Source organism: Saccharicrinis aurantiacus, from assembly GCF_947489045.1.
GTDB classification, from domain to species: domain Bacteria; phylum Bacteroidota; class Bacteroidia; order Bacteroidales; family Marinilabiliaceae; genus Saccharicrinis; species Saccharicrinis aurantiacus.
Map to the genome: position 1 here is coordinate 1 of NZ_CANLCN010000041.1, position 6,574 is coordinate 6,574.

4 protein-coding genes are annotated in these 6,574 nt (G+C 39.9%); all 4 read right to left on the reverse strand.

Going from position 1 to position 6,574, the window contains the following annotated elements; genetic code table 11:
* Positions 1-1,113 precede the first annotated feature (1,113 nt).
* Positions 1,114-2,070 carry a biotin synthase BioB gene (locus QMO11_RS21700; RefSeq protein ID WP_282040040.1) on the reverse strand — a complete coding sequence of 319 codons (957 nt, stop codon included), beginning with the start codon at positions 2,068-2,070 and terminating at the stop codon, positions 1,114-1,116.
* 224 nt (positions 2,071-2,294) lie between these two features.
* Positions 2,295-2,993: a vitamin B12 dependent-methionine synthase activation domain-containing protein gene (locus tag QMO11_RS21705; protein ID WP_282040042.1), complete on the reverse strand. Its 699-nt coding sequence runs from the start codon at positions 2,991-2,993 to the stop codon at positions 2,295-2,297.
* Between the two features lie 166 nt (positions 2,994-3,159).
* Entirely contained in the window at positions 3,160-4,068 is a 909-nt protein-coding gene (locus tag QMO11_RS21710) for a GTP-binding protein (protein ID WP_282040045.1), read from the reverse strand.
* A gap of 774 nt (positions 4,069-4,842) precedes the next feature.
* On the reverse strand, positions 4,843-6,201 hold the full coding sequence (locus QMO11_RS21715) for a uroporphyrinogen decarboxylase family protein (protein WP_068472274.1): 1,359 nt from the start codon (positions 6,199-6,201) through the stop codon (positions 4,843-4,845).
* Positions 6,202-6,574 lie beyond the last annotated feature (373 nt).

Sequence of the window (6,574 nt, forward strand, 5' to 3'; positions counted from 1 at the left end):
GAAACCCTCTTTAAATATAGACATCATAGATAATGACCATATTAATAAGGCTGCTTAGATCGAACTCACGTTAATTAGTATTTATGAATATAATAAAGTTGAAGTTAAAAGGGATAAAGATTCAATGTATTGTGTTATAGATAGCTTTCTTGCATTGCAGAAGTATACTGATGCTTTTAGACTAGTGAATGAAAGGTTGCCAATTCTCATAACGAACACAAAAAAAAGAGAATTAACAGAAGAGGAAATAGAGGAATTAGATTTTTTATTAGAATCAAAAGTGGAAATTCTATATGAGACAGAAACCTTCTTTAAATTGTTAATTCTATTAATAAACCATGGGAGTTGGCTTAAAGATAGAGTGTTGGTGTTTGGGATGTATAATATATCGAAACGTAAAGTATATAAACAATTGTTTATTTTACTATTAGCTGTATTGCTATTAACGGCAATAGGGTTATATTCTTCCCATAAAGGATTTATTAGTCTAATGTTTCAATCTTATTTTAGGTATACTACTAATATAGCTCTTGGTATATATTTTATCATTATAACAATAGTTGAAATCTTATCCCCCGCTCAGCGTAGCAAGTAAACAAAGTAAATCGTTCGGCGTATGCCTCTGGCTACGTCGCTGCACATAAGGCCTCAGGCCTGTAAATAAAACAACAAAGCCGCATTTAAAAGTGGGGCTTTTTGCTTTATATGGTGTTTTGGAAACTGCTTACAGTGCAGCAATATTCTTAAGCTTAATACTTTTAATAAAGCCATCCACCACAGAAAGGATATGTCCTTTATCTTCAGTTTCCATCTTCTCAATCTCGTTGAGTCTTTTAAGCATCTCAGGGTCTTTAAAAAGATTTTCCCAAAGCTAGCGCGAGTTTGTAACTCATGCTTCTATAAAACAACAAAGCTACATTTAATACTGCAGCTTTTGTTCAATGCGCTAGTTCGAGCTTGTAACTCATACCTTTTGAAATAAACGCAAGTGCTGTGCATTATTACCATAAGGCATTGCGTCATCTCTAAGAAAGAAGCTATATCAAGGCGACAACTATTAATTATTAAATAATAATGGCGCTCTCCAAACTAAGCTGCGAATCACATTAACAATTACCTCTCGTACCCTGCTTCGCAAAGCATCTCCCATGCTTTTTCAGGAGTAAAGCCACGGTTGTTTTCGGTGTGGCAATCAGTATCGCGGGGGTTGGCACCCAACTCTGCATAAAGTTGGTTTATACCTGCCAATAAGGTCATTTGCGAGGGTTCGTGCACATTCATTGAGCGAGAGGGGTTTACCACAATATTGGTGACTGCTGCAATTTTTGTCATTTCAAGAGTGCTTAACATGCCTTTGTCTGCAAGTGGAGTCCCCTCAACAGGAGTGCGTCGCATGGCTGCCATAACAGAAATATTCAAATCGCGTGCGCGCTTTATCTCTGTCAGAATTTCTTCGTAGCTGTGCTCTGGGCCAATGGGCTCTATGCAGTAATATATTTCTAAACCAGCTTTTCGGGCGGCCTCTATGGTGGCTTCTCTTTGTTGGGGTTGGGCTTTGGTATCTATACCTTCGCGGAGACGGTTGATGTGGTAAATACCAGTAATACCCGCTTCTACCAAGTCTTGTGCTGTTTGTGTATCAAAATCGCCTACATTGGCTACAAATTTCTGATCAGGACGTAGTAATGGTTTCAGCGACTTTGCCATTTTCAGAAACTTACCAACGGGGTAATCGGCCGTAGCCATGAGAAAGAAATCGTCGAAATGATATTGCATTAAACCCTTTAGCTCAAGCACCACATCATCAATGCTCTTCTCCCACTTCTCGCTTAAGGAATAATGGCTCGAAGCCAAGGAACAAAATTTACAATCGATAGAACACGGCTGTGCATTAATACCAATTTGCGTAAACACATAGCCTTTGTTATTGCTTTTCTGTCGGGTTATGGCATTTGATACGGCAATGAGTCGGTAAAAATCTGGGCTTGTGGCATCAATGTTTAATAATTCTAGTATATCGCTATCTGATAGGTCGAAGTTGTGGCTTTCTATTTTGTTTAGTGCTGTCATTTTGTGTGGTTTTAGTAGATATTTAATTTATTGTTACAACTTGCCTTGAGATACCTTCATTCTTACCAATGACAGAGCTTATTTATTTCACCACGGAGGCACAAAGTTCTCCAAGATTTTCTTTGAGTTCTTTGAGACTTTGTGGTGAAAAATAAGTCTTGTACTGTCATCAATTCATTATGCCCATTTTTTTGGGTGGTGGCTCGGAATGACGTGGCGCTTTATTAGTGTTTCTTTTTATCGCGGTAAATGCAATTGGTGCTATTACACTCAATGCAAACATGATCGTTGTATTTTACATCCGTACCAACGCCCATAATACCGCTCACTGATTTTACGGGGTGCATTAAGCACGATTCGTTAATAGTAACGCCTGCAAACTGCTGCGGAAACAGCGAAAACAATTTACTTTGCTCCGCTACATCCCAGTCGCAATAGCCCGGACTATAACGATTGGTATTGCTGAGGCCCATTGTTTTTAGCTCAGCATTCAGCTCATTTTGAATTTGGTCCATGGCTTTTTCTACCATCACCGAACCAAGGGTGTCTAGAAAGTAGCCCTCCACCAATTCGCCCGCATTCATGAGTTCTTTAGAACGTGAACTGACTTCGTTGCCTGCTGTGCAAATAAAAAATACATAATGAGAGCTACGCTTTAGGTAAGCGGTAATTAGTTTTCCGGTGTCAAAAGTGATATTATTTGTTCTGATTTTATCTTTCTCTGCTTCTTGGGCTTCCACAAAAACATAACCGCCTTTTATTGATTTGGCGCTGGATAGCTTCTGAATTTCTGCATTTAAGAAATCACGATACATTTCAATCATATCCCCCATGGGAGCAAGCTCTTCCAAGTCCTCAATTGTGATATTTAAATCGTTGATGGAGAAGCAATACTCCTTTATATTATTTGCTACTATTTCCATAGTTTTTATTTTAGTTTGTTTCTGTGTGTTCTCGCCTTGAGATTCCTTCGTGCCTTGGAATGACGCAATAACGTGGGATTGACAGCTTCTTTTTTTGCTACTGCTCTACGCAGTATTTCGTCATCGCGAGGAACGTGGCGATCTTAAGGCGCCTAGTTAATCACTCCTATTCGGTATATTTTTTAAATAGTTTTCGTAGGGTTATAACGTTGAGTTTATGCCCAAAGGCGATAATTTCACTTGGTCCAACATAGTTGTAAATAATTTGGGTTTGAAGATTGTTGAACACACTATTTACCATTAAAACACTTCGGTTACACAGATTCACATAGCCCTTTATACGCGGACAGATTTCTTGCAACTCTTTAACAAAGAGCAATAGCTTTAGCTCTTCAATTTTATTGTGTGAGCGCAATACACATGCATTTAATTCTTCGGGCCTGCCACCCGATGCGTGTCCCTGATACTGTGCGGCGGCTTTACCGGTATTGCTTTGGCAGATAGCTTCCCAATTTACTTTGGCATAGCTCGTTTTTTCAATAGTAGCGTAGGGGTTTAATTCTTTTATTTGCTGGTTAATATCGTTTAGATCGGCCGTAAACAAGTCGGTTTTATTTACAATGATGGTATCGGCAATCATGAGTTGATGCTTAAACCGAATTAATTTATTGAGTCCTTTTACAAAGTTTGGTGCATCAACCATGCTTACAATTTGATTGAGTCTCACTTTATTGGCCAGACTTGGCATATCTAGTAGCTCAATAATACTGATGGGGTCAGCTAAACCGGATGCTTCCAGAAAAATCATTTCGGGTTGGTGCACTTCAATGAGCTCGAGCATGGTTTTTTCAAAGCTTCCCAATTGACATACACAAAAAACGGAGCCATTGTTAATTTCTACCAAGTGGAAATCGTCGTTGGTACGTTTCAATTCTTTGCCATCAAAACCAGTTGGGGCAAATTCGTTTTGAATTACCGCAATTTTATGCTTGGGAGCCAACTCGGTAAGCAAATTCTGAAGGAGGGTGGTTTTGCCACTGCCTAAAAATCCGCTAATTAAATTGAATTGAATCATGCTGCTTAGTTTAATTATTAAGTATAAAAGCCCTTTAACACAGAGTAATTAGGTGTTCGTTACACGGTTATTAGCTCTAAAGTAGAGCCAATTAGGTGTAAGTTAGAGCTTATTAATGCCTCCCGTACAGAGTAAATACCTGTAACTTACAGGGTATTATTGTGAAATGTACAGGTAATTACCCCTAAATTAGAGCTTGTTATGGCCTTCTGTTCAGGGTAGACAGCTCTAATTTTGCCCTTATATTGCCTTAAAGTAGACCTTTTATAACCTACCTATGTATGGTTTATGATTGCTTAAATTATTTACTTCGTTCTCGCCTTGAGGTTCCTTCGTGCCTACCAATGACAGAAAATTATATTTACCTGTTTAATAGTGCTTTATGAAATTATCATTAACATCTATTAACAAGTGGCTTGATCCCTGTCATCAACTCATTATGGCTAATTTTTATTGGTTGGCGGCTCGGAATGACGCAATAACGTGGGATTGACAGCTTCTTTTTACGCTACTGCTCTACGCAGTATTGCGGCATCGTGAGGAACGCGGCAATCTTAAGGCGTGCAGTAAATCTTATTTATAACTTATCATTCACCATTTATCATTTACTCGCGCTAGGGATTGAAGCGGCATCCTTTGTGAGCCCTTTTTGGCGAAGCAAAGATATAGCGCAAAGCCCGACCCGCAGGGGAGCGCCCTTATTATTAAAACAAAAAGTGATTTCCAAGGCTTTGTTTCCGCAGCCAAGGAATCACTTGGAGATTTTTTCCAATACTAGTTTTTCTCGGCTAAATAGTGGTCTATTTTAGCGGTGATATCTTGTATTGGTGGTATTTGCGATATGAACTCAATGTTGCCGTCCATAACAATGGTTGGTAGGTTTTTAACGCCTAGGGATGCCATCATTTGTACGCCTTCCATTTCTTTGATGCGGTGCTCTTTGTACACTACTTTGCCACCATAGCTTTCGGCTGCGCGATTAACGGCATCAACCATGTATTGGCATGGTGCACATGATGACGAATCGAGCGTGATGATGTCGATCACTACTTGTTCTTTCGACCAGTGTGATGATAAATCGAGCAATTCGATACCGGCGGTTTGTGCCTCAGAGGCTCTTAACTCACCTTGCAAAACTTCGTTGTGAACCAACTCGCCCACGGCAATGAGGTTTTCTTTTGGCGTTTCCATGGCTAAATCGCAACCCGGCGCAAGTATAAAACCTTTTTTACCGCCAATATCCATACACTCTAAGGCATCGCGACGTGAAGCTTCCTCGTCGCCCATTAATAATACTACGGTAAGTTTTATGTTTCCGCCAAAGCTAACATTATGCTTAAGGGCCATGTCGCGCACAAAATCCAAAGGAATATTCTCATCGATTGAGATATTATCGGGTTTTGTTTTGCACATTTCCTCAATGTTTTGCTGTGCGTTACCACAAACAAAGAACGAGCTTAGGGCATCGGCTTCGCGCACCATTTCATTAATTTCGGTGATATATGGCGTTACGAATGTTTCGAAACTCATTGGATCGATCTGACTGGTCATAGGATCAACAATGGCAATTACATCGGCTCCTGCCTCAATGTAGTTTTGCGCCATCATTTTAGCCACATCGGTGGTAAAGCGCATTAGCTTGTGCGTAGCTTCGGGGTCCATCATCATTTGCATGAAGATATCGGTACCCAAAAGGTGAAGGGCCAAGGTAAAAGGACCAGTGATTAAACCATACAGGGCAATATCAGGGTGCTGATCGCGAAGCTCGCGCGTGGCATCCATTACCATTGGTATACGGGCCTTGCAGGCACATGGTACTTTTAAATCGTCGAGTGTTTTGCCTTCCATAAGTGGATGCGAAACTACTGCTGGTGGGTTATCATCGGCCCAAGCTAATTTACAACCCAATGCTTCTGCTTCAATTTGTAAATCGAAGGCTACGGGAATACCATCAGGATTATATAGCTTGATGGCTTCGTTAACGCCTTTAACAATGTTTTCTTTGGACGATAAAAACTCAGTAGCTGTTTGATTTAATAGTGCTCCGGCGTGTGATCCTACAAATGGAACCCATGGAATACGCTCTACTTCTTCGAGGCGCATTGCCTTCTGTATTAGTTCTAATCCTTTCATTCTTTTAGTTTGATTTTATTGCTGATTAATTTGTTTTTAGTTTTTGGCACTCACATTAAGGTTCCTTCGTTATTTGGAATGACGCAATACCGTGAGCCTTGCAGTTTTTGTGTTTTGCGTTCTATTCTTTACGTTATTGCGTCATCGCGAAGCATGAAGCGATCTCAAGGTGAGCTGCAAAACATACTGCCATATAATCTTTCTCCGTTGAGATAACTTATGCCTTGAGATTCCTTCGTTCCTACCAATGACAGAAAATTATATTTACCTGTTTAATAGTGCTTTATGAAATTATTATTAACATCTATTAACAAGTGGCTTGATCCCTGTCATCAACTCATTATGGCTAATTTTTATTGGTTGGCGGCTACCA